The sequence below is a fragment of the Brevibacterium sp. CBA3109 genome (assembly GCF_040256645.1).
Classification (GTDB): domain Bacteria; phylum Actinomycetota; class Actinomycetes; order Actinomycetales; family Brevibacteriaceae; genus Brevibacterium; species Brevibacterium koreense.
Window position 1 is genome coordinate 3462724 of sequence record NZ_CP158281.1, and the last position, 26174, is coordinate 3488897.

Annotated in this window: 18 protein-coding genes and 3 rRNA genes; 11 read left to right on the forward strand and 10 right to left on the reverse strand. The window is 62.2% G+C overall.

Going from position 1 to position 26174, the window contains the following annotated elements:
• Positions 1–33 precede the first annotated feature (33 nt).
• A complete protein-coding gene (locus AAFP32_RS15790) occupies positions 34–1863 on the reverse strand; it encodes an MOSC domain-containing protein (protein ID WP_350269936.1) in 1830 nt (609 codons plus the stop codon).
• Positions 1864–1978: 115 nt separating this feature from the next.
• On the opposite strand from AAFP32_RS15790, the gene AAFP32_RS15795 reads away from it, so the two are divergent.
• The 3 genes from AAFP32_RS15795 to AAFP32_RS15805 are packed head-to-tail and all read left to right on the forward strand — an operon-like array spanning position 1979 to position 4786.
• On the forward strand, positions 1979–2272 hold the full coding sequence (locus tag AAFP32_RS15795; protein WP_101620508.1) for a metal-sensitive transcriptional regulator: 294 nt from the start codon (positions 1979–1981) through the stop codon (positions 2270–2272).
• 55 nt (positions 2273–2327) lie between these two features.
• Entirely contained in the window at positions 2328–2540 is a 213-nt protein-coding gene (locus tag AAFP32_RS15800) for a heavy-metal-associated domain-containing protein (RefSeq protein ID WP_350269937.1), read from the forward strand.
• Complete coding sequence (locus tag AAFP32_RS15805) at positions 2540–4786, forward strand: cation-translocating P-type ATPase (protein ID WP_350269938.1); 2247 nt, start codon at positions 2540–2542, stop codon at positions 4784–4786. Before AAFP32_RS15800 ends, AAFP32_RS15805 begins: the two co-directional genes overlap by 1 nt.
• A gap of 6 nt (positions 4787–4792) precedes the next feature.
• Here the strand turns inward: AAFP32_RS15805 and AAFP32_RS15810 are convergent, their stop codons facing one another.
• Together AAFP32_RS15810 and AAFP32_RS15815 are read right to left on the reverse strand one after the other, a co-directional pair.
• On the reverse strand, positions 4793–6439 hold the full coding sequence (locus tag AAFP32_RS15810) for a long-chain-fatty-acid--CoA ligase (RefSeq protein WP_350269939.1): 1647 nt from the start codon (positions 6437–6439) through the stop codon (positions 4793–4795).
• 107 nt (positions 6440–6546) lie between these two features.
• Positions 6547–6810, reverse strand: a complete 264-nt coding sequence (locus tag AAFP32_RS15815; RefSeq protein ID WP_350269940.1) for a hypothetical protein — start codon at positions 6808–6810, stop codon at positions 6547–6549.
• Between the two features lie 145 nt (positions 6811–6955).
• Between AAFP32_RS15815 and AAFP32_RS15820 the strand changes: the two genes are divergently transcribed.
• Genes AAFP32_RS15820 through AAFP32_RS15830 form a run of 3 tightly spaced genes read left to right on the forward strand, consistent with a single transcriptional unit; the run spans position 6956 to position 9934 of the window.
• Positions 6956–7633, forward strand: a complete 678-nt coding sequence (locus AAFP32_RS15820) for a hypothetical protein (RefSeq protein WP_350269941.1) — start codon at positions 6956–6958, stop codon at positions 7631–7633.
• Positions 7633–8649: a response regulator transcription factor gene (locus AAFP32_RS15825; protein WP_350269942.1), complete on the forward strand. Its 1017-nt coding sequence runs from the start codon at positions 7633–7635 to the stop codon at positions 8647–8649. The genes AAFP32_RS15820 and AAFP32_RS15825 overlap by 1 nt, the downstream gene beginning before the upstream one ends.
• Positions 8650–8653: 4 nt before the next feature.
• Positions 8654–9934, forward strand: coding sequence for a sensor histidine kinase (locus AAFP32_RS15830; RefSeq protein WP_350269943.1), 1281 nt, complete (start codon positions 8654–8656; stop codon positions 9932–9934).
• A 52-nt stretch (positions 9935–9986) separates the two neighbouring features.
• Here AAFP32_RS15830 and AAFP32_RS15835 read toward each other — a convergent pair whose 3' ends face one another.
• Positions 9987–10547, reverse strand: a complete 561-nt coding sequence (locus tag AAFP32_RS15835) for a DUF1990 domain-containing protein (RefSeq protein WP_350269944.1) — start codon at positions 10545–10547, stop codon at positions 9987–9989.
• A 154-nt stretch (positions 10548–10701) separates the two neighbouring features.
• On the opposite strand from AAFP32_RS15835, the gene AAFP32_RS15840 reads away from it, so the two are divergent.
• Positions 10702–11154 carry a MaoC family dehydratase gene (locus AAFP32_RS15840; protein WP_101620500.1) on the forward strand — a complete coding sequence of 151 codons (453 nt, stop codon included), beginning with the start codon at positions 10702–10704 and terminating at the stop codon, positions 11152–11154.
• A gap of 41 nt (positions 11155–11195) precedes the next feature.
• Here AAFP32_RS15840 and otsB read toward each other — a convergent pair whose 3' ends face one another.
• The gene (otsB, locus tag AAFP32_RS15845) at positions 11196–13841 is read right to left on the reverse strand and encodes a trehalose-phosphatase (protein WP_350269945.1); all 2646 of its coding nucleotides are present in this window, start codon (positions 13839–13841) and stop codon (positions 11196–11198) included.
• A 71-nt stretch (positions 13842–13912) separates the two neighbouring features.
• Complete coding sequence (locus tag AAFP32_RS15850) at positions 13913–14632, reverse strand: hypothetical protein (protein WP_350269946.1); 720 nt, start codon at positions 14630–14632, stop codon at positions 13913–13915.
• 103 nt (positions 14633–14735) lie between these two features.
• Here AAFP32_RS15850 and AAFP32_RS15855 point away from each other — a divergent pair, with 103 nt between their 5' ends.
• The 3 genes from AAFP32_RS15855 (at position 14736) to AAFP32_RS15865 (ending at position 16966) form a co-directional block, all read left to right on the forward strand.
• On the forward strand, positions 14736–15305 hold the full coding sequence (locus AAFP32_RS15855; protein WP_350269947.1) for a winged helix-turn-helix domain-containing protein: 570 nt from the start codon (positions 14736–14738) through the stop codon (positions 15303–15305).
• Positions 15306–15389: 84 nt separating this feature from the next.
• A complete protein-coding gene (locus tag AAFP32_RS15860; protein WP_350269948.1) occupies positions 15390–16592 on the forward strand; it encodes a serine hydrolase domain-containing protein in 1203 nt (400 codons plus the stop codon).
• Positions 16589–16966: a hypothetical protein gene (locus tag AAFP32_RS15865; protein WP_350269949.1), complete on the forward strand. Its 378-nt coding sequence runs from the start codon at positions 16589–16591 to the stop codon at positions 16964–16966. The genes AAFP32_RS15860 and AAFP32_RS15865 overlap by 4 nt, the downstream gene beginning before the upstream one ends.
• Positions 16967–17048: 82 nt before the next feature.
• Here the strand turns inward: AAFP32_RS15865 and AAFP32_RS15870 are convergent, their stop codons facing one another.
• The 4 genes from AAFP32_RS15870 to AAFP32_RS15885 all read right to left on the reverse strand — a co-directional run bounded on the left by AAFP32_RS15870 (position 17049) and on the right by AAFP32_RS15885 (position 23364).
• Complete coding sequence (locus tag AAFP32_RS15870; RefSeq protein WP_350269950.1) at positions 17049–17471, reverse strand: Rieske (2Fe-2S) protein; 423 nt, start codon at positions 17469–17471, stop codon at positions 17049–17051.
• A gap of 512 nt (positions 17472–17983) precedes the next feature.
• Positions 17984–18102: ribosomal RNA gene (gene rrf, locus AAFP32_RS15875) — 5S ribosomal RNA — on the reverse strand.
• 168 nt (positions 18103–18270) lie between these two features.
• Positions 18271–21390, reverse strand: a 23S ribosomal RNA gene (locus AAFP32_RS15880).
• Between the two features lie 440 nt (positions 21391–21830).
• Positions 21831–23364: ribosomal RNA gene (locus AAFP32_RS15885) — 16S ribosomal RNA — on the reverse strand.
• Together the 16S, 23S and 5S rRNA genes form the textbook arrangement of a ribosomal RNA operon.
• Before the next feature lie 925 nt (positions 23365–24289).
• On the opposite strand from AAFP32_RS15885, the gene recQ reads away from it, so the two are divergent.
• Positions 24290–26125, forward strand: coding sequence for a DNA helicase RecQ (gene recQ, locus AAFP32_RS15890; protein ID WP_350269951.1), 1836 nt, complete (start codon positions 24290–24292; stop codon positions 26123–26125).
• Positions 26126–26174: the final 49 nt, after the last annotated feature.

A 26174-nucleotide genomic window follows, 5' to 3' on the forward strand; every position in this document is an offset into this window, starting at 1 on the left:
CTCAAGTCAGTCAGAGTTCCAGACTCGAGTCAGTCAGAGTCCGAGGCTGATGGGCCCGGAGGGAACAGCGGAGCACACGAGCACCTCATGGGCGGTGATTCGCGCGGCAGGCTCGACCGGGTAGATGACCGACCCTGCGGCCAAGGACACGGCGCAGGTTCCGCACGAGCCGCCACGGCAGGAGTTGTCGGCCTGCAATCCGCGGGCCTCCAGAGCCTCGAGCAGGGTTCCCTGCTGCGGCTCCCAGAGGAAGCTGGTCCCCGAATCCTCCAGGGTCACCTCGGCAGGCGGGCACTGGGCGATGGTCTCGTCGACATGTCCGGTGTTCGGGGAGGCGAAGATCTCCTGATGCACAGCCGGGACTCCCGCCTCAGCGCTGGCGTCGAGCACCGCGCGGGTGAAGTCGGCGGGTCCGCAGATCATGACGTTGTCGCAGTCTCTCAGCCAGTCGACGAGCTCGGCGTGGCCTGGTCTGCCCTGGCTCGCGGTGTCATGGTGGTGGGCTTCGACCGGAATCTGCCGAGACTGGGCACGCTTCTGCAGGCGATCCCAGAGGCAGGCCGTCCGGTGGTCTCGGTCGACGTGGAAGAGCTTGACCTTCTCCGTGCCAGACGACTCGGCCCCGCGCATCAGTCCGAGGCTCGGCGTGATGCCGATGCCGGCGGTGACCAGCGCGGTCGTGCCGCCGAAGACGCGGTCGGCGGTCATGGTCCCGTGCGGCCCGGAGGCGAGGATGACCTGCCCGGCCGCGAGTTCGGCGACTGCCCGAGAGCCCTTGCCCTGGGTACGCACCGCGATCGAAACGATGTCATCGGACACGTCCGTGATCGTATAGGTTCGCCAGAATGGTTCGCTCAGCTCGAGGTGGACGCGCAGATTGGTGCCGGGTTCGTCGAATTCACGGATCCAACCCTGATCATCGCGCAGGGAGACTTCGACGATATCGTTGCAGATCTGCTGGCTGCCAAGCACCGTCATGTAGCGCGGGGTCCGCGCAGTCTTGACGAGTTCGCGTGGGGCCTCGCCTTCGATCTCGATCCGATCACCCGTGCTGACCAGTCCGGATTCGAGGATTCGGCCGTAGATGCCGCAGTGCAGGTGTCCGCAGGCCGACACCAGGACCCGGGGGACGTTGACGTCGACCTCGGTGGTGGCAGGGTTGACCGTGGTCGCCGGGCAGCGTTCGATCGCCTGGGTGATGGCCAGGCGCACCCCGCCGAGGCGGACGATCTTGCCGATGAGTGCGAACTCTTCGAAGGGGGCGAGTCCGTCGACGAGCACATTGCCGCGGAAGCGCAGTGGGTCGAGTTCGGTTTCGCTCGGCGCCAGGGCCGCCTGCCCGTCGGCGGTCTGGGAGATCGCCGAGACCGTGGCCGGGTTGATGATCGAGACACCTGCGGCCCGCGAGTCGAACATTCCCTGGTCCGCGACACTCAGTGCGCGTGGGAAGTCACCCTGCGGTGGTATGCGTGCAGAGAGGAAATCTGCCGAGGCGGCCCGCGTGTCCCGGTCATGCGTGTGGAATGTCGTGGACTCCCCCGTCGGGGACGTCAGGGTCACGGTCGCCGGCGAATCGGTCATGGTCACCACCGAGGATTCATCCGCCTCGACCTCGGGTGCGAACTGGGCGGCCGCTTCCTCAAGGTCGATGGCCACCTGCCATTTCTGCAGGTCGGTGTTGTTCTTGAGCACAGTGAAGGCGGAGTATTTGTGCCAACTGTCAGCGGGGACGTCGAGGCTGCCGTTGGTGAACGCAGCGATGCGGTCGCCGCGGATGCCTCGGTCGGTGCGCACATCCGCCTCGGTGATCTCTTCGGCAGGGAATCCCTTGACGGGGAATCGGAACAGTCTGGCAATGCGCATGATTCAATTGTAGGAGCTTGGCGCCATCGGGTGCCCACGGTGAGACCAATCGCACAATCACCGGCAATGCATGCCCCTTCTTGACCAGTACCCTACAGGGGTATAGAGTATCGTCATGACTGAGCAACATGGATACACCCCGCAGAAAGACGCCCTTGCGAAGCGGATGAAACGGATCGAAGGTCAGGTCCGTGGGATCGGAAAGATGATCGATGACGACAAGTACTGCATCGACATCCTGACCCAGGTGTCCGCAGCAACGGCCGCGCTGCACGCGGTCTCCATCAACCTCCTCGAAGAGCACATCGCTCATTGCGTGGTCGACGCCGCATCCTCAGGGGATGATGACGCCGCCCGCAAGAAGATCGAAGAGGCTTCAGCCGCTATTTCCCGGCTCATCAAGAGCTGAGGGCACATCATCGGCGAACCTGCCGGTGCTGACGCGCGAAGACAGGAGACACATCATGATGACCACCACCATCAACGTCACCGGAATGACCTGCGGCCACTGCGTGGGCGCCGTGAAGGAAGAGCTCGGGGCTCTGCCCGGAATCACCGAGGTCACCGTCGAGCTCAACGCCGGCGGGGATTCCCCCGTGACCATCACCTCCGAAGAGGTCCTCGACGATGCCGCGATCAGCGCCGCCGTCGATGAAGCCGGCTATGAGGTGAACTGATGTCACGCGAGGTTGATCTCGACATCACGGGAATGACCTGCGCATCGTGCTCTGCGCGCATCGAAAAGAAGCTGACACGCTTGGACGGAGTCAGCGCGGAGGTCAATCTTCCGCTCAATTCCGCCCATGTGGTCGTCGACTCTGAACTCTCCGACGCGGACCTGACTGCCGCCGTGGAGAAGGCCGGTTACGGTGCCACGGTCACAACCGCCTCGGCGAGCGGACCTGAGATCGTCGACTACGACCCCAGGCATCTGCGGCCGCGGTTCATCGGATCCCTGATTCTTGCCGTGCCGATCGTGGCCGTTTCCATGGTCATGGGCTGGCACTTCACTGGCTGGCAGTGGATCGTCGCGATCCTCGCACTGCCCGTGGTGACCTGGGGTGCGTGGCCGTTCCACTCGGCAGCATTCAAGGCCGCACGGGGCCGGTCCACGACCATGGACACCCTGGTCAGCGTCGGAATCATCGTCGCCAGCCTCTACTCCTACATCACCTTGGGCCGGGCTGTCGGCGACGGCTACGGCTGGCAGATCCCCGAGGACTATCATGTGTGGTTCGAGGCCGCTGCCGCGATCACGGTGTTCCTGCTCATCGGCAGACTCACCGAGGACCGAGCGAAGAGCCGGGCCACCGCCGCACTCAAGGCACTGCTCGGACTGGGCGCGAAGTCCGCGAGCGTGCTGCGCGAACGCACCGACGACTCGCCGACCTCGGACGCCGACGCTGCGCACTCCAGCACCGATCATCGGGTGGAGGTCCAGGTCCCGATCGACGAGCTCACCGTCGGCGATGTCTTCATCGTTCGACCGGGCGAGAAGATCGCCACCGACGGCGAGGTGATCTCCGGTCACTCCGCGATCGACGAAGCGATGCTCACCGGCGAATCCGTGCCGGTCGAGGTCGGACTCGGCGACTCGGTCACCGGCGCCACGATCAACGCCTCGGGCGTGCTCGAGGTCCGAGCCACCCGAGTCGGGGCCGATACGACTCTGGCCGCCATGGCTGATCTGGTCAGCCGCGCGCAGACGGGCAAACCGGCTGTGGCGCGACTGGCCGACCGGATCTCGGCGGTGTTCGTGCCGACCATCTTCGCGATCAGTGCTCTCACACTCCTGGCCTGGGGACTGATCACCGGGGACTGGGCGATGGGCCTGCACGCCGCACTCACGGTCCTCATCATCGCCTGCCCCTGTGCGCTAGGCCTGGCCACGCCGACGGCTCTGGCCGTCTCGTCCGGACGCGGTTCCCAACTGGGTATCCTCGTGTCCGGACCCGAGGCGCTCGAGTCGACACGTTCGATCGACACCGTCGTCCTCGACAAGACGGGCACCCTGACCACTGGTGTCATGTCCTTGCAGAGGACGCAGCTGGGTGACGAGGACTTTGCGGTTCTGGCTCGTTTGGAGTCGCAGAGCGAACACCCCGTGGCCCGCGCGATCGTCGAGGCTTCGATTGCGACGATGGACAAAGTCGCCGAGGCGCCCGGCAGCAGCAGCGCCACCATCGACCGCTCGGGTATCGATGGCTTCGATAACATTCCCGGTGGCGGCCTGCGGGCCACGATCGATGGCGCCGAGGTGCTCGCCGGTCGCCCGGATCTGCTCCGGGAGAGCGGGATCGACGTCTCGTTCCCGGCCGAGGATGTGCCCACCGGTGCCACGATCGTCGCCCTGGCCATCGACTCGCAGTTCCGTGGCTTGACCTTCGTCTCCGACGAGATCAAAACCGGTGCCGCCGAGGCAATCGACGAACTGCACGCGCTGGGCATCAGCACCGTCCTCCTCACCGGGGACAATGCCCCAGCCGCCGAGGTGGTCGCGGGCAAGCTGGGCATCACCGAGATCCGTGCCGACGTCCGCCCCGAAGGCAAGGTCGCAGTGATCAATGAGCTGCAGGCTCAAGGGCAGGCCGTGGCCATGGTCGGTGACGGCATCAACGATGCCGCTGCCCTGGCCGGTGCCGATCTGGGCATCGCGATGGGATCGGGCACCGATGCGGCGATGGCGGCCTCCGACATCACCATGGTGCGTTCGGATCCGCGTCAGATCCCGCAGGCGATCCGCCTGTCCCGGAAGACTCTGGGACTGATCAAGGGCAACCTGTTCTGGGCCTTCGCCTACAACACGGCGGCCGTCCCGATCGCCGCGTTCGGTCTGCTCAGCCCGATGATCGCCGGCGCCGCGATGGCGTTCTCCTCAGTGTTCGTCGTCCTCAACAGCTTGCGCCTGCTGCGGTTCAAGTAGAGCGCCTCAGCCCTGTATACGTGACTGCCGGTCGCCCCATTCCTGGCTCCGGAGTTCGAACTTCTGGATCTTGCCGGTCGAGGTCTTGGGCAGAGCCGCGACGACCTCGACCTCGCGCGGGGCCTTGTACTTCGCGATCTGAGTGCGCACATGGTCGATGACCTCAGCCTCGGTGACCGGCTGGCCCTCACGCACGATGATGAATGCCTTCGGCCGTTCGCCCCATTTGTCGTCGGGCACGCCGATGACGGCGACTTCGAGGACTGCCGGGTGCGAGGAGATCGCCTGTTCGATCTCGACGGTCGAGATGTTCTCTCCGCCGGAGACGATGATGTCCTTCGAACGATCGCGCAGTTCGATGTAGCCGTCCTCATGCATCACGCCGAGGTCACCGGAGTGGAACCAGCCGCCCCGGAAGGCCTCCTCGGTGGCTTTCACATCTCGGAAATAGCCCTTCATCACGTTGTTTCCGCGCATGACGATCTCTCCGATCGTCGCGCCATCGGCCGGAACGTCGACGAGCTCGCCCCCTGAATCGAGGGTGACGATGCGGGCCTGATCGGCCTGGACCATGCCGACTCCCTGCCGTGCGCGGAGTCTGGCTCGGGACTTGTCATCGAGGCCAGCCCACGAATCCTGCCACTGGCACACGGCGTACGGGCCGTAGGTCTCCGTGAGTCCGTACACGTGCACGATCTCGAAGTTCAGCGCCTCCAACTGCCAGATGAGGGTCGGACTCGGCGCGGCGCCCGCCATCGTCGCGGTCACTGCCCGATCGAGAGAGTGTGCCTGTTCGGCGTTGATGACTGTGCTCATCACGGTCGGGGCACCGTTGAGGTGCGTGACTGCGTGACGATCGATGAGATCCCAGATCACCTCACCGCGGACTTCCCGCAGGCACACCTGGGCGCCGCCGGCAGCGGCCAGCGCCCAGCCCGTGCACCAGCCGTTGCAGTGGAACATGGGCAGCGTCCACAGGTACACGCTGTTGCCGTCGTGTTCGGAGTGGATGACCTCGCCGAGAGCGTTGAGATAGGCGCCCCGGTGCGTATACATCACACCCTTGGGCCGTCCTGTCGTGCCTGAGGTGTAGTTGATCGACAACGTCGCTCGCTCGTCCTCGACGCGCCAGGTGAACTCCTCAGCATCGTCCTTCGCACCAGCCAGGAACTCGTCCAGGCTGGTCACGGCGGGTGAGGACGAATTCGGGCGAACCACCTCGGCGGAGGTTTCGATCGTTGTGTCCTCGACGTCGACGATGGCCTCGACCGTGTCGAGGTCATCGATCACCGGCGAGACGCTGGGCCACAGCTGCGTGTCCACCACAAGCAGCTTCGCCTGGCTGTGGTTGCAGATGTAGCGAACCTCCTCGGGAGCCAGCCGGGTGTTGATCGGCACCAGCACAGCCCCGGCCAGCGGCACCGCAAAGGCGGCCATGAGCGCCTCGGGGAGGTTCGGCATAAGGTAGGCGACTCGATCGCCTGGCTCGATGCCCGCCGTGCGCAGAGCATGCGCGCGAGTCTCCACAGCCGCGGCGAATTCCCGGTAGGTCATCTCCTGGTCGTTGTAGACCACGGCGCGCTTGTCGGGAAAGACTTCCGCAGAGCGGCGCAGAAAGGACAGCGGCGTAAGTTCTGTGTTCCACGTCTCCATGGGGAAACCCTACGTCACCGGGGTGAGCCTCAGCTGACGATCCTCACCTGAGGATCACTCAACTCACCTGAGGACCGTGTAAGGCTCACTTGAGGATCGGATAGGGCTCACTTGAGGATCGGATAGGACTGATCGTCATTCTGGGTGTCATTGCGCATCACCCAATTGAGAATGCAGGCGAAGGCGCTGACCAGGACTAACGCGGCACCGGCATAGACGAAAGCGAATCCGAAAGCCGTCGAATCCTGCCAGGCGCGGGTGACGATGATCGACAGGATCAGAACTGCGACGCCGCAGACGAGCCCCACTTTGAGCGCATCCTTGTAGGACACGGTGCTGGTAGACCTTTTCTCAGACTTCGATGCTGCCATACCCCCAGCGTACCGACCTCAGCTGAGAAACGGTGCACCGAGGTCGACCGGCGGCCCGGAGGCGATGTGAGGAATCGGGCGCGTCTGACTCGCCAGAATCGGGACGCGGGTGGACTACCCGGGCAGAACACGCAAAAATGTCTACGTGCCCACCCCCATTCGGCGCCCCTCCGATGAGGTGTCGCGCGCGCTCAGCTCGAGCCAGTTCCTCCCCGGTCAGAAGTCGCGCCCGCGCACAGCCAGCAGAACAGCGATCGCAATCGTCCTTGCGACGATCACGCTGGTGGGCATGACCGCGTGCGGCCCGGACAGGGGATTGCGGGTGGAACCGGAACGTGAGACATCTCCCACTCAGTTCAAACCTGCGAATTCGGACTCGGGGCCACCCGATGAACCCTTCTCGCTCAAGGAGATCCGCAAGGCCATTGTGGACGCCTCGGGAATCGCGGTGACGGGGAAGGCAACGGAGTCTGCGCGAGTCATCGCCGACTGCAGGGAATGCCTCAAATTCTCGACACCCTTCCTCAGCGACGATAGGAAGTTCCAACTGGTCACCGTGGCCAACCCGCAGCAGAAGAGCGAGATCGTTGCGGGCGCCGTCATCAGTGAGAAGGATGGTGAACCACGCCTTGAACTGATCGCCACCGGCAACCAGCTCAAACTCAGCCCAGGTAAGAATGGGACACTGGTGGTGCAGGAGGCGATGTATGCCGACGGCGACGAGGCCTGCTGCCCTTCGGGCTGGTCGGTGCAGGTGTTCCGCCTGCATAAAGGTAGATTTGAACCGGGTCAACGCTTCACGCGGCTAAATGGAGAAACGTAATGCATATTGTTCTGGTTGAGGATGACGAGGTCATCCGGGAGACGACCCAGATCGGCCTGGAACGGTTCGATTACACGGTGTCGGCATTCGCCGACGGTCGCGAGGGGTACGAGTTCGTCGCTGCACATGGTGCCGACGTTCTGCTTCTCGACCTCATGCTGCCCACCATGAACGGCGCATCGATCTGCCGGGCCGTGCGTGAGCGATCCACCATTCCCATCATCATCATCTCCGCACGCTCGGATGCGATCGACATCGTCCAGGCACTCGAAGCCGGAGCCGACGACTACCTCACCAAGCCCTTCGACATGCAGGTGCTCAATGCCCGCATCCGTGCCGTCGTCCGCCGCTTCATCACCACCGGCACCGACAGACTCGGCTACTCCCCGACCACCGAGCTGGACGAGGAGCACGAAACCGTGATCGGTCCCGGCGGCATGATCACCGGGGACGGCATCCCCGAGGTGCTCGGCGCCAGCCCCGGCATGGACACCCGCGAACGTCTCAAGGCCCAACTCGAGTCCGACGACACTTTCCTGGGAGCGGGCGGAAAATTCACCTCGGCGGACATGAACGACGGCGGGGACGAGCAGATGATCGGCGGCGATGTCACCGTTCCTCCCCGCCCGGACGGCTCACCGGTCATGCAGTCGGGCTCCAATCAGGGCGGCTATACGGGCGCGGGCGAGAACCACAGCGGCAGCGTCGACTCCGACAGCGAGCTCGGTCCGTTCCGGACGCGGCTGGGTTCGCTGGTCCTCGACACCGGTCGCCTGACCGTGGAGATCGACGGCGAGGAAGTCCACCTCACCCCCACCGAGCTGCGCGTCCTCCTGCTCCTGACCGAGCAGCCCGAGCACGTCTACTCCCGCGAGAAGATCGCCTTCACCGTCTGGGGCTACGAATGGGCCGGCGACTCCCGTGTCGTTGACGTCCACATCCAGCGCCTGCGGAAGAAGATCGGCGCCAACATGATCGAGACCGTCCGCGGATTCGGGTACCGCTTCGCGGGCTGATCGCATGTCACTGCGTTGGAAGATCTCCCTGCTCATCGTTGCCTCGGTGATCATCGCCGTGCTCTCCTGCTCCATCGTGCTGCGCCAGTCCGCGGCCCGGGCCGAGGATGACCGCATGCGCTCGACCGTGACCGAGCAGCTTGCGAACTCCGTCGCCATCTTCTCCGAGACCGGGGTGCTCACCCTCAACGCCCGCATCGACGACCCTGCACTGCCCAAGGACGCACGCGCCCAGGCGCTCAAGGGCCAGAGCGTGACGATGCGTTCCGAGGTCGACGGTGAGGAGATCGTGTGGGCGGCTGCCCCGATCGAGGTCGGCACCTACACCGAGGTGATCTCCGTGCGCGCCTCAACCGCGGACAGCCAGGAGCTCATCGGCCGCATCGACCAGGCGCTGTTGGTGGGCATGATCGGCTCCGCACTGGTCGTCGGCGGCGTCGGCTCCATCGTGGCCGGGCGCATCTCACGCAGGCTGACTCTGGGCGCTCAAGCTGCGCGGAAGATCGCGGCCGGAGACACGAGCATCAGGATCGCCGATGTCGTCGACGACACGGACCAAGAAGTCGCGGCCTTCGCCTCGGCGGTCGACACAGCCGTGACACGGCTGACCGAGCGAATCGACTCCGAGCAGCGCTTCACTGCTGACCTGGCACACGAGATGCGGACCCCGCTGACCGGCCTCGTCAACGCGGCCAACCTGCTCGAGGAGGATTCACGCCCCGCCGAGCTCGTCAAGGACCGAGTGCAGCGAATGCAGGTCCTCGTCGAAGACCTGCTCGAAGTCTCCCGCCTCGATGCGGGTCGCGCGAACCCCGAGTTCACTCGCGTCAACATCGACCAAGCGGTCCGGTCGCTGCTGGGAACCATGACCGCCTCCGGTGCCCTGTCTGACCATGAGATCGACACTCACTTGGCAGCTCTGAACTCGACACTGGTCACCGATGTTCGCCGCTTCGAACGCATCATCTCAAACTTGCTGGTCAACGCGATCAAGCACGGCGGGGATCCGATCCACCTGGAGACGAGCACCCGCAGCATCACGATCACCGACTCCGGCTCCGGCTACCCGCCTGACATCGTCAACACCGGCCCGACCCGCTTCGTCTCCGCCGGCGGCGGAGGCATGGGCCTGGGGCTCGTGATCGCACAGGGACAGGCTCGTCTGCTGGGCATTCACCTGATCTTCAGCAATGATCCGGTCACCGGTGGTGCACGCACCGAAGCGATCTTCCCGGATCCCGAGGCCCAGGATGAGGCGCTCAAGCAGTACCTCGAATCCATCTAGCGGCTGCTGCGCAGAGCGCGGGAGTCAGCGGGCGGCGCAGAGCCCGCAGCCCTCACCCACGCAGAGCGCGGGAGTATCGCCTGCGGTAGATGATCTGGGCAAGTCGGACGAAGGGTTCACCGAGGCGCCAGATCCCCATTCCGGCTCGGGAGACAGAGCGCAGCACGAGGAAGACTCGACCATCGGGAGTGTGGGTGAGGATGAATGACTCCTCGCCGGTGATCGGATGCCCAGGCTTCGTGCCATAGGTGAAGCCACGACGTGTTTCGGACTCGAAGACCTCGATGACGCGGGCTGGCTCTGGCAGGCGGAACGGCCCGATCCGGACGAAGATCGTCGGCTCCTGTCCGGCCCGGACCCGCGGGCAGCCCGGCCCGGAGCCGGTTTGGGAGCCGATACCCATGCCGACGCCCAGGGCGTCTGTGTCATCCTCCCGAGCCTGGACACCGATGTCGAACCCGCTGCGGATCTTCACCTCCCAATGCAGCAGTTCCTCCGCGCAGCGGTCGAAGGTGTCACGCCCATGACCGACGAAGAAGGCCGATTCGAAGTCCCGGTAGCCTGCCGGTCGGTCGATCCACCGGGGTGAGAGCGGCTGAGTCAGAGGTTCCATACCACCAACCTAGCCGAATCCCGGACACACCGGTGCCAAGTCCGATGCGAACAAGTAAGGTGCCAAGTACCGGCATTCCTTCAATCGAATGTCCGCTAAGAACACGCCTGACACTCTCTGCGTACGACAATCACGGATCAAAGGAGAACGAAGAATGCGCACACTCAATGGAATCGATGAGATCACCTCGCTCGTCGGCACCGAATTGGGCTCGTCCGAATGGACGACGATCGACCAGGAGGCGATCAACACCTTCGCCGATGTCACCGACGATCACCAGTGGATCCACATCGACGAGCAGCGCGCGGCGAAGGGCCCGTACGGTTCGACGATCGTCCACGGCTTCTTCACTCTGTCACTGATCCCGAAGTTCTCGAGCGAGATCTTCACTATCGAAGGCGTGTCCATCCGCGTCAACTACGGCCTCAACAAGGTTCGCTTCGCTCAGCCGGTGCCGGTGGGCTCTCGCCTGCGCGGCACCGTCAGCGTCAACGAGGTCATTCCCGGAGACAAGGGCACCCAGGTCATCCTCAAGCACGTCATCGAGATCGAAGGCGAAGAGCGTCCTGCGTGCATCGCCGAGGTGGTCACCCTCCTCGTCGAGTGACCTGAGCGTCACTGTACCGCCGTCCGAGCCGAGGTCTGCCCTCAGCTCGGACGGTACGCGTCGAGCATCTGCGCGACGCGGATGTAGCCCAGATGCGAGTACGCCTGCGGGTGGTTGCCCAAGTGCATCTCCGCGACCGGGTCGTACTCCTCGGCCAGCAGGCCGGTGGGCCCGAGCAGGTTGTTCAGCTGCCGGAACAGGTCCCAGGCGTCGTCGATGCGTCCGACCTTGATGAAGGCCTCGATGAGCCAGGTCGTGCAGATGTGGAAGCCGCCCTCAAGACCGGGCAGCCCGTCGTCGTAGCGGTAGCGGAAGACTGTTGGCCCGACCCGCAGCTCGCGCTCGATCGCATCGACAGTCGAGACGAAGCGAGGATCGTCGGCTGGCAGCAGGCCAGAGAGGCCGACAAACAGGCATGCCGAGTCGAGGTCGGTCTCACCGTAGGCAACGGTGAAGGCGCCGACCTCTTCGTTGTACCCGTTCTCGAGCACATCGTGCGCGATCTCCTCGCGCAGCTGCCGCCAGGCACCGGGAAGTTCACGGTCGAAGCGCTCGGCGATCTGCAGCGCCCGATCGACCGTCACCCAACACATCACTCGCGTGTAGACGTTGTGCTTCGGCGGCCGCCTGGCCTCCCAGATGCCGTGATCGGCTTCGAACCACCGTTTGCTCACCGCTGCGACCATCTGACAGGTCAGCATCCAATACGAATCGGGAAGATCGCCGAGGTGTTCGCTGAGATCGTTGAGGAGCTCGGTGACCGGACCGAAGACATCGAGCTGCACCTGGTGCTCGGCCGCGTTCCCCACTCGCACCGGGCGAGATCCCGCATAGCCGGGCAGATGGGCCAGCACCGCCTCGGTGGTCAGAGCCGAACCGTCGACTGCGTAGAGCGGGTGGAGCTGCTCGGGGGATACCGTGCGGGCCAGGATTCCCGTAAGCCAGGACAGGAAGCCTTCGGCTTCGCCGGTGGACCCGAGCGAGAGCAGCGCGCGCACGGTCATCGATCCGTCGCGCAGCCAGGTGTAGCGGTAGTCCCAGTTGCGCACGCCGCCGATGCCCTCGGGCAGGGAGGTCGTCGGTGCGGCGAGCACACCTCCAGTCGGTTCGTGGCATAGGGCGCGCAGAGTCACCGCCGAGCGGATGACCTCTTCGCGGTGATGACTGGGGATGTTCAGGGTGTCGACCCAGTTGGTCCAGAAGTTCAGGGCGCGCTCGCGCACATGGTGCTCACCGCCGGTAGCCATGTAGCGGGCATCGCCGGTGCCTGTGCCGCACGCCAGGACGAGCACCACGACTCCCCCGGGCTGCTGCGAGGGCACGACGACCGCCTCGGCGGTATGGGACATTCCGGTCTCGCTGATCTCGAAGTCGACTCCGGGCGCGATCAGGGAGATGGGCTCGGAAGTGCCGAGAACCTGCACGCCGTCGTGGGTGCGGACCATCCGCGTTGGCACGGTGGCGTAGTCGAGGCGGGGAGCAAATCGGATTCGGGCGGCGGTATCGCCGGTGAGCACGCGCACGACGATGGTGTCGTCGCTGTTGGCGTCGACCGGGGCGAGGTAGTCGATGCAGTTCAGGCCCGGCCACCGGGTCTCCAGGAGCGTCGAGTGGGTGAGGTAGCGCTGTGTCAGCGGCGCGGCGCCGGCTTCAGTATCGACGGCGAAGAACCCGGCGGCCTCGGCGCCGAGGATTTCGGAGAACATCGATGAGGAGTGCGGCAGCGGGTGCGGCATCCAGCAGATGCTGCCGAGAGGGTCGACCAGTGCCGTCGACTGTCCGTTCCCCAAAAGGCTATGCCGGTGGATCGGGGTCGCGCGTCTGCCGAACAGCCAGGATTTGCGCAGCTCGTAGATTGCGGCGAGGACGACGGAGACCTCTGCCGGAGAGCTGATGCGGAAGTCCGCGTGAGTTTCGGCGGGATCGCGGCCCACCTTGAGCCCCAGGTCAGCCTCTCCCAAGGTTTCGAGGGCGAATTCGTCCGCGGTGTCATCGCCGATGAACACGACCACCTCTGCCCCGGTCTGGTGCCGTAGGCGCTGCAGGGCCTCGGCCTTCGAGGAGGGGACGACCGAGAGGTCGATGACCTGCTTGCCCCGCGTCGGGAAGATCGAATATGTGTCGACGAGCTCACTCACGGCGGCTTCGACCCGGTGGCGTTCGGCTTCGTCGAGTCCGCGCAGATGAACAGCTGCACCGGTGGTCTTGTGTTCGAGGATCGTCGTCGGCAGCGCCTGGAATAGGTCTCGCCGAAGGCCGTCGAGAGCCGAGCGCTGGTCCGGGTCGAGGGTGTCGATGGCGACCGTGTCCGTCTCTCCACCGTGGGAGCCGAAGAGGTGAACCTCGCGTGGCAGCCGAGACATCGCCGCGAGATCACGGAGGCTGCGACCGGAGATCACCCCCGCCGAGGTGGATGGGAGCTGAGCGAGCGCATGCAGGGAGTCGACCGAACTCTCCAGCGGGAAGGCCCGGCTGGGCAGATCGACGATCGGTGCGATGGTGCCGTCGTAATCGGTGGCGATGAGGAGCGTGTGCGAGCGCGCGACCTCGAAGAGCCTTCGGAAGAGCTCAGGGGAGAGTTCACGGCTGGCCTCGGCCAGGTCTCCCAGCAGCCCCGAGGAGCTGACGGAGGCGGCGATCGGAGTCAGTGGGGAAAGATTCTCATAGTCATGCTCGCCTGTACTCATCTCACCTCGGTCTTCTCGAGTTCGGCTGTGGGCGTCGGGTGACATCGGTTGTGCCGGCTGCGCGGCCTGGCTCAGTTCTTGTCGTCGGGAGCCTCGGGCGTACCGGGAGCGTCGTGGACGTCTGGGGCATCGGCTTCGGCGGCGGGGAGTCCGTCGACGAATGGTTCTTTGTCGGCTGCGATCTGCTTGGCCTTGCTGATGCGCGAGTAGCCGCCGATGATGAAGATGACGCCGGCGATGAGTGTGGCCACACCGGTGAAGCCGAGGATCCACAGCGCACCGAATCCGTCGCCGAAGATGAGGATCACGCCGAGAAGTACATGGCAGGCCGCCGCGATGAGGAAGTCCGATGCCATCGGGTGGGACTTGAGCTGACGATAGTTGTACAGCTCGATGAGCCCGTGGAGCAGGGCCCAGATACTCAGTGCCGCGCGCAGTTCCGCGGGTTGATCTGCGAGGAACAGGAACACGATCGCGGGGATCGTGATGACAACTTGACCATAGACCGCAGTGCGGACACTCAGCGGCGCACGGAGACCTTGGTAGACAAGGGCGAGAGCGAAGAGCACGAGGTAGCTGATGGACAGGATGTCGACGATATCGACGTCCATCGACAGGTGTTTGGGACTGGCCGCATCGCGTGGCCAGAAGACCGTCGCGAAGCCGAAGGCGACGCCGAGGATTCCGCGGACGACCATCGGTGCGCCGAGCGCCTTCGACTCGGAGATGGACTGGGGCAGTGCGTCGGGTCGCGGTTGCGTGGGCTCGGTGCGGGGTTCGTCGGTACTCATCACAACACCAGTTTAGGTCTCTCACCTGAGTCTGTCTGGCACCGGGCACCCAGCGAGCTAACCACGTATTTACGTAATTACGTATTGTGTCTACTATGGGGAAATGAGCACGTCACCGAAGAATGAATCCTGTGGCACGGTCGAGGCCCGCCTGGCAGAGCTCGAGCGCAAGGTCGCCAGCTGGGAGAATGCGGCGGTCGCACCTGTTCCTTCTCCCGAGGCCGGCTCTGCCCCTGCACGGAGCCGAGGGCTCCGAAGTGCCGACGACGAGACCTTCTGGGCTCTCAACGGCCTCATCGACCACGCGGGAGACGAAGGCGGTGTCGTCTACACCGGTCACACGACGCCGCCGGGCGCGAAGTCCCCGGTCTCCTGGCAGATGGGCCTGACCTCGGCAGGCCTCGAGGATCTCAACTTCGCCGAGGCGGCTCCGGCCCTGGCTGCTTTGGGCCACCCCGTCCGGCTTGAGCTCCTGCAGGCGATCTACGAGGGCACGACCACCGTGGCCCACCTCGGCGAGGACGACCGGTTCGGCACGACCGGCCAGATCTACCACCACATCCATGCCCTCGCCGGAGCCGGCTGGCTGGAGAGCTCTCGGCGCGGCCACTGGCAGGTCCCTGGCCAGAAGATCATCCCCCTGCTCACACTCATCCTCATCGGCACCCGCTGAAAGATACGAGCAGACGGCGGTCGACTTTCGCCAATCTCGATCCGCACATTCCGACGGGCCCTACGCGTTCGAAGAGAAGGTTCCATGGACACTGACACGATGCACACCAACGCCGCGACGACCGACCCGTCGCCGCCTCGGCGCGGGATCAGCGCGGTGATGGCCGCTGCGATTGCGACCGGACTGCTTCTGCTCATCACTCCGTTCCCACACGGATTCCAGGGCGAACCCACTGGCAGCGCCGCGTTCGTCGACGAGGTCGAGAAGGCGCTGGGCAGCAAGCACTGGCACCACTTTGCCGCGGCGAAGATCGACGGAGACGAGGTGACCTGGAGCGGGGTCGGGGCGGATGAGAACTCCGAGTTCGAGATCGGGTCGATCACGAAGACCTTCACAGCGGCTCTCTTCGCCGATGCGATCGAGCGCGGAGAGATCGACGAGAATACCAGCCTCGGCGATGTCTGGCCCGACCTCGACGGTGATGTCGCCGCGGTGAGGCTGACGTCGATTGCGATGCACCGTTCGGGGCTGCCTTCGCGGGAACCGGCTGTCAGCTTCGGTGACGGCCTCGCGAGCATCGTCTCGAGGTACATCCACACTGACCCGTATCGAGGGACCGCGGCCGACCTCGTCAACTCACTCGAGGATGTCAGCGTGGGAGACACGGAGCCGGAGTATTCGAACTTCGGGTTCGCGGTTCTTGGCCAGGCACTGGCGACCGTGACCGGCACCGACTATGGAGATCTCGTCAGGGACAGGATCACTGCACCGCTGGGGATGAACAGCACCTACGTTCCCGACTCGGCCGAGGGGTTGGTCCACGGCTATACAGCCTCCGGGCTGCCGGCCGCGCCATGGACCCTGGGCGGGTCGGGCCCGGCGGGTGCCATCCGATCGACCGCTCACGACCTCGACATCTGGCTGCGGGCTACGATGAACCAGACAGCCCCCGGCGCCGTGGCGGCCGAACCACGCGAGGACTTCGACGAGTCGGATCGCATCGGCTGGGCGTGGCTCACAACGAAACATCGCAGTCCCAACCTCACCTGGCACAACGGCGGCACCGGCGGATACCGGTCTTACCTCGGCTTCGATCCGGAGTCTCGGCAGGGGATCATCGTCCTCGCCGACTCGACCAACGGGGTCGACAACGCCGCCGACCTGATCTCGTCTGACAAGGCTTCGCCTCGGGCGGCGAAACGCGATCCACAGTTGACACGCGGTCCACGGGCAGGCTCGCAGACTTCGACAGTCGCACGTTCTTCGTCGGCGGGAGATCCCTCATGAGCCCCGAACTCTTCTCCCAGGTCGCCAGCGCCATCGTCATTTCCTGGGGCGCCCTCACCGCTATTCGGGCATACAGCACGACGACCCGCACCGGCCTGCTGGGCCGCTTTTTCTCAGCCGCCGCCATGCTGCTGATCGTCCGTCTCGTCGTGGATTTCGGCGGATGGACAGACTGGTTCATCTACGTCTGGCTGGTCTGCCTGGTCTCCTACACATACGGCGTGTACAGAGCCGCAACAGTGTGGCCCAGCCTTCCGTGGCGTGCAGCGGGAGCGAAGGCTCGTCGGTCAGAGGTCACCAGCCTCTGCTTCTCAGGTGTCCTGGTCATCGTCATCTCCGCTGCCCTCGTGGTGCCTGGGATCCTGCTGAGCTGAGTTCACGGGCCGTCCCTCTCAGGACTGCACCACGCCCGCGCTCCCGCCGTCCGCTGGCCGCCCCTCGACGGTGGCTTTGCGCTCACGTCCCGGAGATCGTCAGCTCTCCGCTGGATTCGGACACGGAGTATTCCGGAAGAGGCTCTGTTGCGGGACCGCCGAGCACCTCACCGGTGGTCGTCGAGAACATCGAGGAATGACACGGGCACACGATCTCCGTCTCGGTGACGTTGCGAACCTGGCAACCCTGGTGCGTGCAGACGGAAGAGAAAGCGTGGAACTCGCCCTCCTTCGGTTGGGTCACGACATAGGTGTCGTCGACGACGGTGCCGGATCCGACCGGAACCTCGCTGCTCGAAAGGCTGGCAGCTGGCCCGGGTTCCGCTTGCGAGTCATCCGACTCCGCCGAGGTGCATGCTGAGGTGAGCACGGCCGAGGATCCGACGACTGCGACGGATCCAGCCACACTCGCTGATTTGATGATTGTGCGCCTGGTTGTTTCCACTGTGCTCCTCGGTTCTTGGATTATGAGTCAATCGCGCAGCTGCGATTGGTTTGCTCGGCCTCGGTTCGGTTGCTCGGCTTCCAGGGTAGCGCGAGGGTCTGACGCAGCAATGCCACTGGACGTAAGCTTCGTGCCCCGAGCTTCTTGACTGCCCGCTCATGTGTTGTCCGACTACCGTACTGAGTGCCGCCCGTCCGCATTCACAGGAAGGACAGGCACCATCCTCGCACCGGCGAAACAAAGTAGATCTTCCGCCATCGCTGCCGCCATCAGCATTCCGCTGCAGCCCGGGCCGCGAACGAGCACGCGAATTGCGGATCCAGGCGGGCCGAGTGCAACAGGCCCCAACATGCCCAGCGGTCCGAAAGCCAACGCATGAATACAAAGAAGGCCACCCCATAAGATATGAGATGGCCCGAACGTTGAGGATCCGCAGCAAGCATGAATAAAAAGTGGCGGTGTAAGGAACAATCCATAAAGGATCGAACCTTACACCGCCACTTCAAAGAATATTGCGGCAGTCACTTACTCTCCCACAACCACCAAGTTGCAGTACCATCAGCGCGAATGGGCTTAGCTACCGGGATCGGAACGGTTAACCGGGCGTTTCCCCACCACTATCACCACCGCAAAACCAACAAACCAACTACCACCCCAAGAACACACAGTCCTCAAAGAGTCAGTAGCGGTCCAAGAACCGTACAGCGAACGCGAACACCACACATAACGTGACTCATCACAAAGAACGTCTCGTGAAACCCTACAAATGTTACTCACACACACCAACCACAATAAAGGATTGTATGAGTGATCGGCGTATTAGTACCAGTCAACTCCACACCTCACGATGCTTCCATACCCGGCCTATCAAACCCATAATCTATAGGACACCTCACCCCCAACAAGTGGGGTTGGAAATCTCATCTCGAAGCAGGCTTCCCGCTTAGATGCTTTCAGCGGTTATCCTTCCCGAACGTAGCCAACCAGCCATGCACCTGGCGGTACAACTGGCACACCAGAGGTTCGTCCGTCCCGGTCCTCTCGTACTAAGGACAGGCCTCCACAAATTTCCTACGCACGCAGCGGATAGGGACCGAACTGTCTCACGACGTTCTAAACCCAGCTCGCGTACCGCTTTAATGGGCGAACAGCCCAACCCTTGGGACCGACTACAGCCCCAGGATGCGACGAGCCGACATCGAGGTGCCAAACCATGCCGTCGATATGGACTCTTGGGCAAGATCAGCCTGTTATCCCCGAGGTACCTTTTATCCGTTGAGCGACCACGCTTCCACAAGCCATGGCCGGGTCACTAGTCCCAGCTTTCGCTCCTGCTCGACACGTCCGTCTCACAGTCAAGCTCCCTTGTGCACTTACACTCGACACCTGATTGCCAACCAGGCTGAGGGAACCTTTGGGCGCCTCCGTTACTCTTTAGGAGGCAACCGCCCCAGTTAAACTACCCATCAGGCACTGTCCCTGAACCCGATCAGGGTCCGAAGTTAAGAAATCCAGTATAGTCAGAGTGGTATTTCACTTGACGACTCCACCCCCACTAGCGTGAAGGTCTCACAGTCTCCCACCTATCCTACACAAACCACACCGAATCCCAATACCAAACTATAGTGAAGGTCTCGGGGTCTTTCCGTCCTGCTGCGCGTAACGAGCATCTTTACTCGTAATGCAATTTCGCCGAGTTCGTGGTTGAGACAGCAGAGAAGTCGTTACGCCATTCGTGCAGGTCGGAACTTACCCGACAAGGAATTTCGCTACCTTAGGATGGTTATAGTTACCACCGCCGTTTACTGGGGCTTAAATTCTCCGCTTCACCCCCCTTAAAGGGGTTAACGAGTCCTCTTAACCTTCCAGCACCGGGCAGGCGTCAGTCCGTATACATCGACTTACATCTTCGCACGGACCTGTGTTTTTAATAAACAGTCGCTTCTCTCTGGCCTCTGCGACCACCACCAGCACATCACCAAGCAAGTTGGCTTCACCGGGATGGTCCCCCTTCTCCCGAAGTTACGGGGGCATTTTGCCGAGTTCCTTAACCACGATTCTCTCGATCACCTTAGTATTCTCTACCTGACCACCTGTGTCGGTTATAGGGTACGGGCAACACACAACCTCACGCCGATGCTTTTCTCGGCAGCATAGGATCACCAGATCACCCCACCAAAATGGGGCGCCCATCAGCTCTCACACTCAATGTGGGGACGGATTTACCTACCCCCACGTGCTACGACCTTAGACCACGACTACCATCGCGTGGCCTGGCTACCTTCCTGCGTCACACCTCGCGCTTACCGACTCCACACTCAGGTCCCACACCACACACCAACCAGACATCCGAAGACATCACGGGCATGTGACATGGTTAGTATCACGTGTTTTGGTATTGACGGTTATGCGTCGGTACCAGAATATCGACTGGTTGTCCATCGACTACGCCTGTCGGCCTCGCCTTAGGTCCCGACTTACCCAGGGCGGATTAGCCTAGCCCTGGAACCCTTGGTCATCCGGTGGACGGGTTTCTCACCCGTCTTTCGCTACTCATGCCTGCATTCTCACTCGTACCGGCTCCACCACTCGTTCACACGGCGACTTCACTGCCAGCACGACGCTCCCCTACCCAACACCCCACCATTACGGCTTATTGGGATGCTGCCACAACTTCGGCGGTGTACTTAGCCCCGCTACATTATCGGCGCTCAATCACTTGACCAGTGAGCTATTACGCACTCTTTTAAGGATGGCTGCTTCTAAGCCAACCTCCTGGTTGTCTTCGCAACTGAACATCCTTTCCCACTTAGCACACGCTTAGGGGCCTTAGTTGATGGTCTGGGCTGTTTCCCTCTCGACAATGAAGCTTATCCCCCACTGTCTCACTGCCACGCTGAACCTTACCGGCATTCGGAGTTTAGTTGACGTCAGTAACCCGGTGGGGCCCATCAGCCATCCAGTAGCTCTACCTCCGGCAAGAACCACGCAACGCTGCACCTAAATGCATTTCGGGGAGAACCAGCTATCACAGAGTTTGATTGGCCTTTCACCCCTAACCACAGGTCATCCCCTCCATTTTCAACTGAAGTGGGTGCGGGCCTCCACGCGCTCTTACACACGCTTCACCCTGCCCATGGCTAGATCACTCCGCTTCGGGTCTAGGACACGCGACTGAAACGCCCTATTCGGACTCGCTTTCGCTACGACTACCCCACAACGGGTTAACCTCGCCACGCACCGCTAACTCGCAGGCTCATTCTTCAAAAGGCACGCCATCACCCCAACAAGGAGGCTCTGACGGATTGTAAGCACATGGTTTCAGGTACTATTTCACTCCCCTCCCGGGGTACTTTTCACCATTCCCTCACGGTACTATCCGCTATCGGTCATCAGGAAGTATTTAGCCTTACCAGGTGGTCCTGGCAGATTCACACGACATTCCACGAGTACCGTGCTACTCGGGTATATGCACAACGTTGGGGCCACATGTTTCGTCTACGGGACTCTCACCCACTCCGGTACTGTTTCCCACCAGCTTCGACTACACGCAGCACACATCAACGTTCCGGTCATGCTGGACCGAACACGCATACCCCACAACACCAAGCCAGCAACACCAGCACGTTTGACACTGACAAGGTTTAGGCTCTTCCAGTTTCGCTCGCCACTACTCCCGGAATCATATTTTATTTTCTCTTCCTACGGGTACTGAGATGTTTCACTTCCCCGCGTTCCCCCCACACACCCTATATATTCAGATGCGGGTCACCACACTCTCATGTGGCGGGGTTTCCCCATTCGGACACCCTCGGATCACAGCCCGTTTATCGGCTCCCCGAGGCTTATCGCAGATTTCCACGTCCTTCATCGGCTCCTGATGCCAAGGCATCCACCATGCGCTCTTACACACTCATACCAACCACAATGAAGTCAGTCGATAATTGTGTGCGCGAAAAAAACACTTTCGGATTTCACAAGAAAAATCACATTACATAAACAACACACACAAGTGTGTTGTTGATGCTCGCGTCCACTATACGATTCTCAAACCACTACCAAACACCACCCACACCCACACTGCTACAGCAGTATGACCATGACCTGGGTCGGTCCGTTAGATTGAAACCACCACACCACAACCACCACACCCTCAAAAGAGTGCGCATCGTTGTGGGGCCTGTGATTCCAGGACCCAATAACGTACTTGTTCTAGCCCACCACACAACCCCCGCGAACACGGAACATACCGTGACCACGCAGGTCGGATGAGCGAAAATAGCAATGTTCCACCCTTGAGCTGCCCAACCAGACACACAATCGGTGTCTGTTGTCGGGGTTCTTATGTGTGCTCCTTAGAAAGGAGGTGATCCAGCCGCACCTTCCGGTACGGCTACCTTGTTACGACTTAGTCCCAATTGCCAGTCCCACCTTAGACGGCCCCCTCCACAAGGGTTGGGCCACCGGCTTCGGGTGTTACCGACTTTCGTGACTTGACGGGCGGTGTGTACAAGGCCCGGGAACGTATTCACCGCAGCGTTGCTGATCTGCGATTACTAGCGACTCCGACTTCACGTAGTCGAATTGCAGACTACGATCCGAACTGAGACTGGCTTTAAGGGATTCGCTAAAACCTCGCGGTCTCGCATCTCTCTGTACCAGCCATTGTAGCATGCGTGAAGCCCAAGACATAAAGGGCATGATGATTTGACGTCATCCCCACCTTCCTCCGAGTTGACCCCGGCAGTCTCCTATGAGTTCCCACCATTACGTGCTGGCAACATAGAACGAGGGTTGCGCTCGTTGCGGGACTTAACCCAACATCTCACGACACGAGCTGACGACAACCATGCACCACCTGTACACCAACCTCAAAGAGGAAAACCTGTTTCCAGGCCGGTCTGGTGTATGTCAAGCCTTGGTAAGGTTCTTCGCGTTGCATCGAATTAATCCGCATGCTCCGCCGCTTGTGCGGGCCCCCGTCAATTCCTTTGAGTTTTAGCCTTGCGACCGTACTCCCCAGGCGGGGCACTTAATGCGTTAGCTACGGCGCGGAGAACGTGGAATGTCCCCCACACCTAGTGCCCAACGTTTACGGCATGGACTACCAGGGTATCTAATCCTGTTCGCTCCCCATGCTTTCGCTCCTCAGTGTCAGTTACAGCCCAGAGTCCCGCCTTCGCCACCGGTGTTCCTCCTGATATCTGCGCATTTCACCGCTACACCAGGAATTCCAGACTCCCCTACTGCACTCTAGTCAGCCCGTACCCACTGCACGCGCAACGTTAAGCGTTGCGTTTCCACAGCAGACGTGACCAACCACCTACGAGCTCTTTACGCCCAATAATTCCGGACAACGCTTGTACCCTACGTATTACCGCGGCTGCTGGCACGTAGTTAGCCGGTACTTCTTCTGCAGGTACCGTCACCACCCGAAGGTGGCTTCTTCCCTGCTGAAAGCGGTTTACAACCCGAAGGCCGTCATCCCGCACGCTGCGTCGCTGCATCAGGGTTTCCCCCATTGTGCAATATTCCCCACTGCTGCCTCCCGTAGGAGTCTGGGCCGTGTCTCAGTCCCAGTGTGGCCGGTCGCCCTCTCAGGCCGGCTACCCGTCGTCGTCTTGGTGAGCCATTACCTCACCAACAAACTGATAGGCCGCGAGCCCATCCCCAACCGAAAAAACTTTCCACTCCAACTCATGCGAGTCGGAGTCATATTCGGTATTAGACCCAGTTTCCCGGGCTTATCCCGAAGTCGGGGGCAGGTTACTCACGTGTTACTCACCCGTTCGCCACTCATCCACCCCAGCAAGCTGGGGCTTCAGCGTTCGACTTGCATGTGTTAAGCACGCAGCCAGCGTTCGTCCTGAGCCAGGATCAAACTCTCCATAAAAAAATTATGTTGCGTTAATAACCCCGGCAAGACAGTCAATCAACGATCACGGGGTGATCGCAGTTGACCTAAAAATTTCATACCCACACACAACAAAGTGCCCATTCCCGGCGAGGGGAACGAACACTGGTGTCTGGACATGTGATTGTCTTACCAGAAAAAATGTTTCTGGCATCACTATCTGTTCAAACAAATACGCTATTGGATTCTCAAACCACACACACTCACCCGTCACCACAAACCATAAATGGCCGTGTTCACCAGGGGTGTCAGTTTCAATTATGTTGCTGCTACCCACATTCTCGTGCGACCCAACCAAACTGTGTTTGTGCTGGTCACACCCGGTGAAAACTGTTCGAGAAGAACTCGTTTTCTGCGGGGCAACGAGATACCACTCTAGACCAGGCCAGGACTGCCACGCAACTCGAAATCGGAAAAGCGGGAGTGACGCCCACCACATACCTCCAGGTCACCAGAAACCTCCCGTTGAGAGCCCGTTGCTGCCTGCTGCTGGAGCTTCCACCGCCGGGCATTGCGCAGCTCTGGCCCGATAGGGCTTCGAAGGCGGGGCGCAGTCTTGGAATCAGTGTTGTCTGGGGGTGGTGCCGTGTGAGGGGGTCGAATCGCGAGGGATGCGGTGCTGGCCCTCGCCGGCCTTCTGCAGGGGAAGACTCGGATACGCCGCGGCTGGCTTGCCTCCGAGCTCGAGGCTCAGTGCCTCCGCTCTGATGTCAGCGCAGTCTGATGTCAGCCCAGGCACGAAGGCGAACGGGCATCACCCATCCGCCATAGATAGTGTGTGTCTTGCCCCTGTGCCCCTTGAACACTCACCTCTTCGTCGTCACTGACACGGAGCGCATGCTCCAAGCACGGGTCCGGCGTAAGAAGTTCGGCCGAGTCAGCACCGTCCACTAGGCTTGAGAGCATGACCTCGGCACCCACAACCTCCCCGCTCGACGTCCTCCACGATGTCTTCGGCTATGACGAGTTCCGGGGTCAACAGCAAGCGGTCGTTGATCAGATCGTGGGCGGTGGTGACGCTGTCGTCCTCATGCCCACCGGCGGTGGAAAGTCCCTCTGCTATCAGATTCCGAGCCTGGTCAGGCCGGGCACCGGCATCGTGATCTCGCCGCTGATCGCGCTCATGGCAGATCAGGTCGCCGCTTTGGAGAACCTCGGTGTGCGAGCGGCGTACCTCAACTCCACCCTCGACTTCGAGGAAGCGCAGAACGTCGAACGTGGGCTCCTGGCCGGTGAACTCGATCTGCTCTACCTGGCACCTGAACGTCTCGTCCTGCCGCGCACGATGGCGCTGCTCGAACGTGCACAGGTCGCCCTGTTCGCCATCGACGAGGCCCACTGTGTTTCACAGTGGGGCCACGATTTCCGCAGCGACTACCTGGGCCTGGGAGTACTGGCCGAACGATTCCCCGACGTGCCACGCATCGCCTTGACAGCCACGGCCACACCCGCCACTCACGCCGAACTCACCGAGCGTCTTCACCTGGGCGGTGCCCAGCATTTCGTCGCCAGCTTCGATCGCCCGAACATCACTTACCGCATCGAACCGAAACAGTCCGGCCGCTCGCAGCTCATCAACTTCATCACCACCGAACACGCTGGCGACTCCGGCATCGTCTACTGTCTATCCCGCCGCGGTGTCGAGCAGCTGGCTGAGGCGCTCGTGGCCCGCGGAATAAACGCCCTGCCCTATCACGCAGGGCTGCCCTCCGAGGTGCGTGCCGACCACCAGGCTCGCTTCCTCCGCGAGGACGGCCTGGTCATGGTCGCGACGATCGCCTTCGGCATGGGCATCGACAAACCCGATGTCCGCTTCGTCGCCCACCTCGACCTGCCGCGCAGCGTCGAAGGCTACTATCAGGAGACCGGTCGTGCCGGACGCGACGGACTACCAGCCGATGCGTGGATGGTCTACGGCCTCGGCGATGTCGTCTCCCAGCGCCGCCTCATCGAATCAGGTGACGGTGATCGTACATACCAACGACGCGCGATGTCGCACCTCGACTCGATGCTGGCTCTGTGCGAGACCGTCGATTGCAGGCGCGTGCAGCTGCTGCGCTACTTCGACGAGGAATCCGCACCCTGTGGAAACTGCGACACCTGCATCACACCCCCAGTGACCTGGAACGCAACAGTGGCCGTGCAGAAGCTGCTCTCGGCCGTCATCCGACTCGACCGTGAACGCGGCCAGAAGTTCGGCTCGGGTCAGGTCGTCGACGTCCTGCGCGGTAATGACAATGAGCGCTCCCGTGCGGCCGATCACGAAAGCCTAAGCGTCTGGGGAATCGGCGAAGACCTCAGTGAGACGCAGTGGAAGACCGTGGTCCGTCAGGTCCTCGCCCGCGGCCTCCTGGAGTCCCACGGCGACTACGGTGTACTCGTCGTCTCCGAGGACGCGGGTCCAGTCCTGCGCAGTGAAGTGGAAGTGTCCCTGCGCGTGGACCCCGTGAAGAAATCCGGGCCCAAGAAAGCAGGAGCCAAGCGCCGAGGCGGCCCCGAGGTCGAACTCGGGACCGCGGACACAGCCCTGTTCGAAGCTCTGCGTTCCTGGCGTGCCGATCAGGCGAAAGAACAGGGCGTTCCCGCCTACGTCGTTTTCCCCGATGCCACCCTGTACGGAATCGTCGAAGCCAAGCCGAACTCGATCAGCGAACTCGGCCAGGTCAGCGGCGTGGGTCTGAAGAAACTCGATCGTTATGGACCCGGAGTTCTCGAGATCCTCGAGTCCAGCGCGGCCTGAGCTCGAGTCCAGCGCGGTCTGAGCTCAAATCCAACGCCGGATGCTCTGC

Excerpts from the sequence above, each read along its gene's own strand:
- AAFP32_RS15790 (WP_350269936.1), bottom strand. The coding sequence starts at position 1,863 with ATGCGCATTGCCAGACTGTTCCGATTCCCCGTCAAGGGATTCCCTGCC.
- AAFP32_RS15795 (WP_101620508.1), top strand. The coding sequence starts at position 1,979 with ATGACTGAGCAACATGGATACACCCCGCAGAAAGACGCCCTTGCGAAG.
- AAFP32_RS15800 (WP_350269937.1), top strand. The coding sequence starts at position 2,328 with ATGATGACCACCACCATCAACGTCACCGGAATGACCTGCGGCCACTGC.
- AAFP32_RS15805 (WP_350269938.1), top strand. The coding sequence starts at position 2,540 with ATGTCACGCGAGGTTGATCTCGACATCACGGGAATGACCTGCGCATCG.
- AAFP32_RS15810 (WP_350269939.1), bottom strand. The coding sequence starts at position 6,439 with ATGGAGACGTGGAACACAGAACTTACGCCGCTGTCCTTTCTGCGCCGC.
- AAFP32_RS15815 (WP_350269940.1), bottom strand. The coding sequence starts at position 6,810 with ATGGCAGCATCGAAGTCTGAGAAAAGGTCTACCAGCACCGTGTCCTAC.
- AAFP32_RS15825 (WP_350269942.1), top strand. The coding sequence starts at position 7,633 with ATGCATATTGTTCTGGTTGAGGATGACGAGGTCATCCGGGAGACGACC.
- AAFP32_RS15830 (WP_350269943.1), top strand. The coding sequence starts at position 8,654 with ATGTCACTGCGTTGGAAGATCTCCCTGCTCATCGTTGCCTCGGTGATC.
- AAFP32_RS15835 (WP_350269944.1), bottom strand. The coding sequence starts at position 10,547 with ATGGAACCTCTGACTCAGCCGCTCTCACCCCGGTGGATCGACCGACCG.
- AAFP32_RS15840 (WP_101620500.1), top strand. The coding sequence starts at position 10,702 with ATGCGCACACTCAATGGAATCGATGAGATCACCTCGCTCGTCGGCACC.
- otsB (WP_350269945.1), bottom strand. The coding sequence starts at position 13,841 with ATGAGTACAGGCGAGCATGACTATGAGAATCTTTCCCCACTGACTCCG.
- AAFP32_RS15850 (WP_350269946.1), bottom strand. The coding sequence starts at position 14,632 with ATGAGTACCGACGAACCCCGCACCGAGCCCACGCAACCGCGACCCGAC.
- AAFP32_RS15855 (WP_350269947.1), top strand. The coding sequence starts at position 14,736 with ATGAGCACGTCACCGAAGAATGAATCCTGTGGCACGGTCGAGGCCCGC.
- AAFP32_RS15860 (WP_350269948.1), top strand. The coding sequence starts at position 15,390 with ATGGACACTGACACGATGCACACCAACGCCGCGACGACCGACCCGTCG.
- AAFP32_RS15865 (WP_350269949.1), top strand. The coding sequence starts at position 16,589 with ATGAGCCCCGAACTCTTCTCCCAGGTCGCCAGCGCCATCGTCATTTCC.
- recQ (WP_350269951.1), top strand. The coding sequence starts at position 24,290 with ATGACCTCGGCACCCACAACCTCCCCGCTCGACGTCCTCCACGATGTC.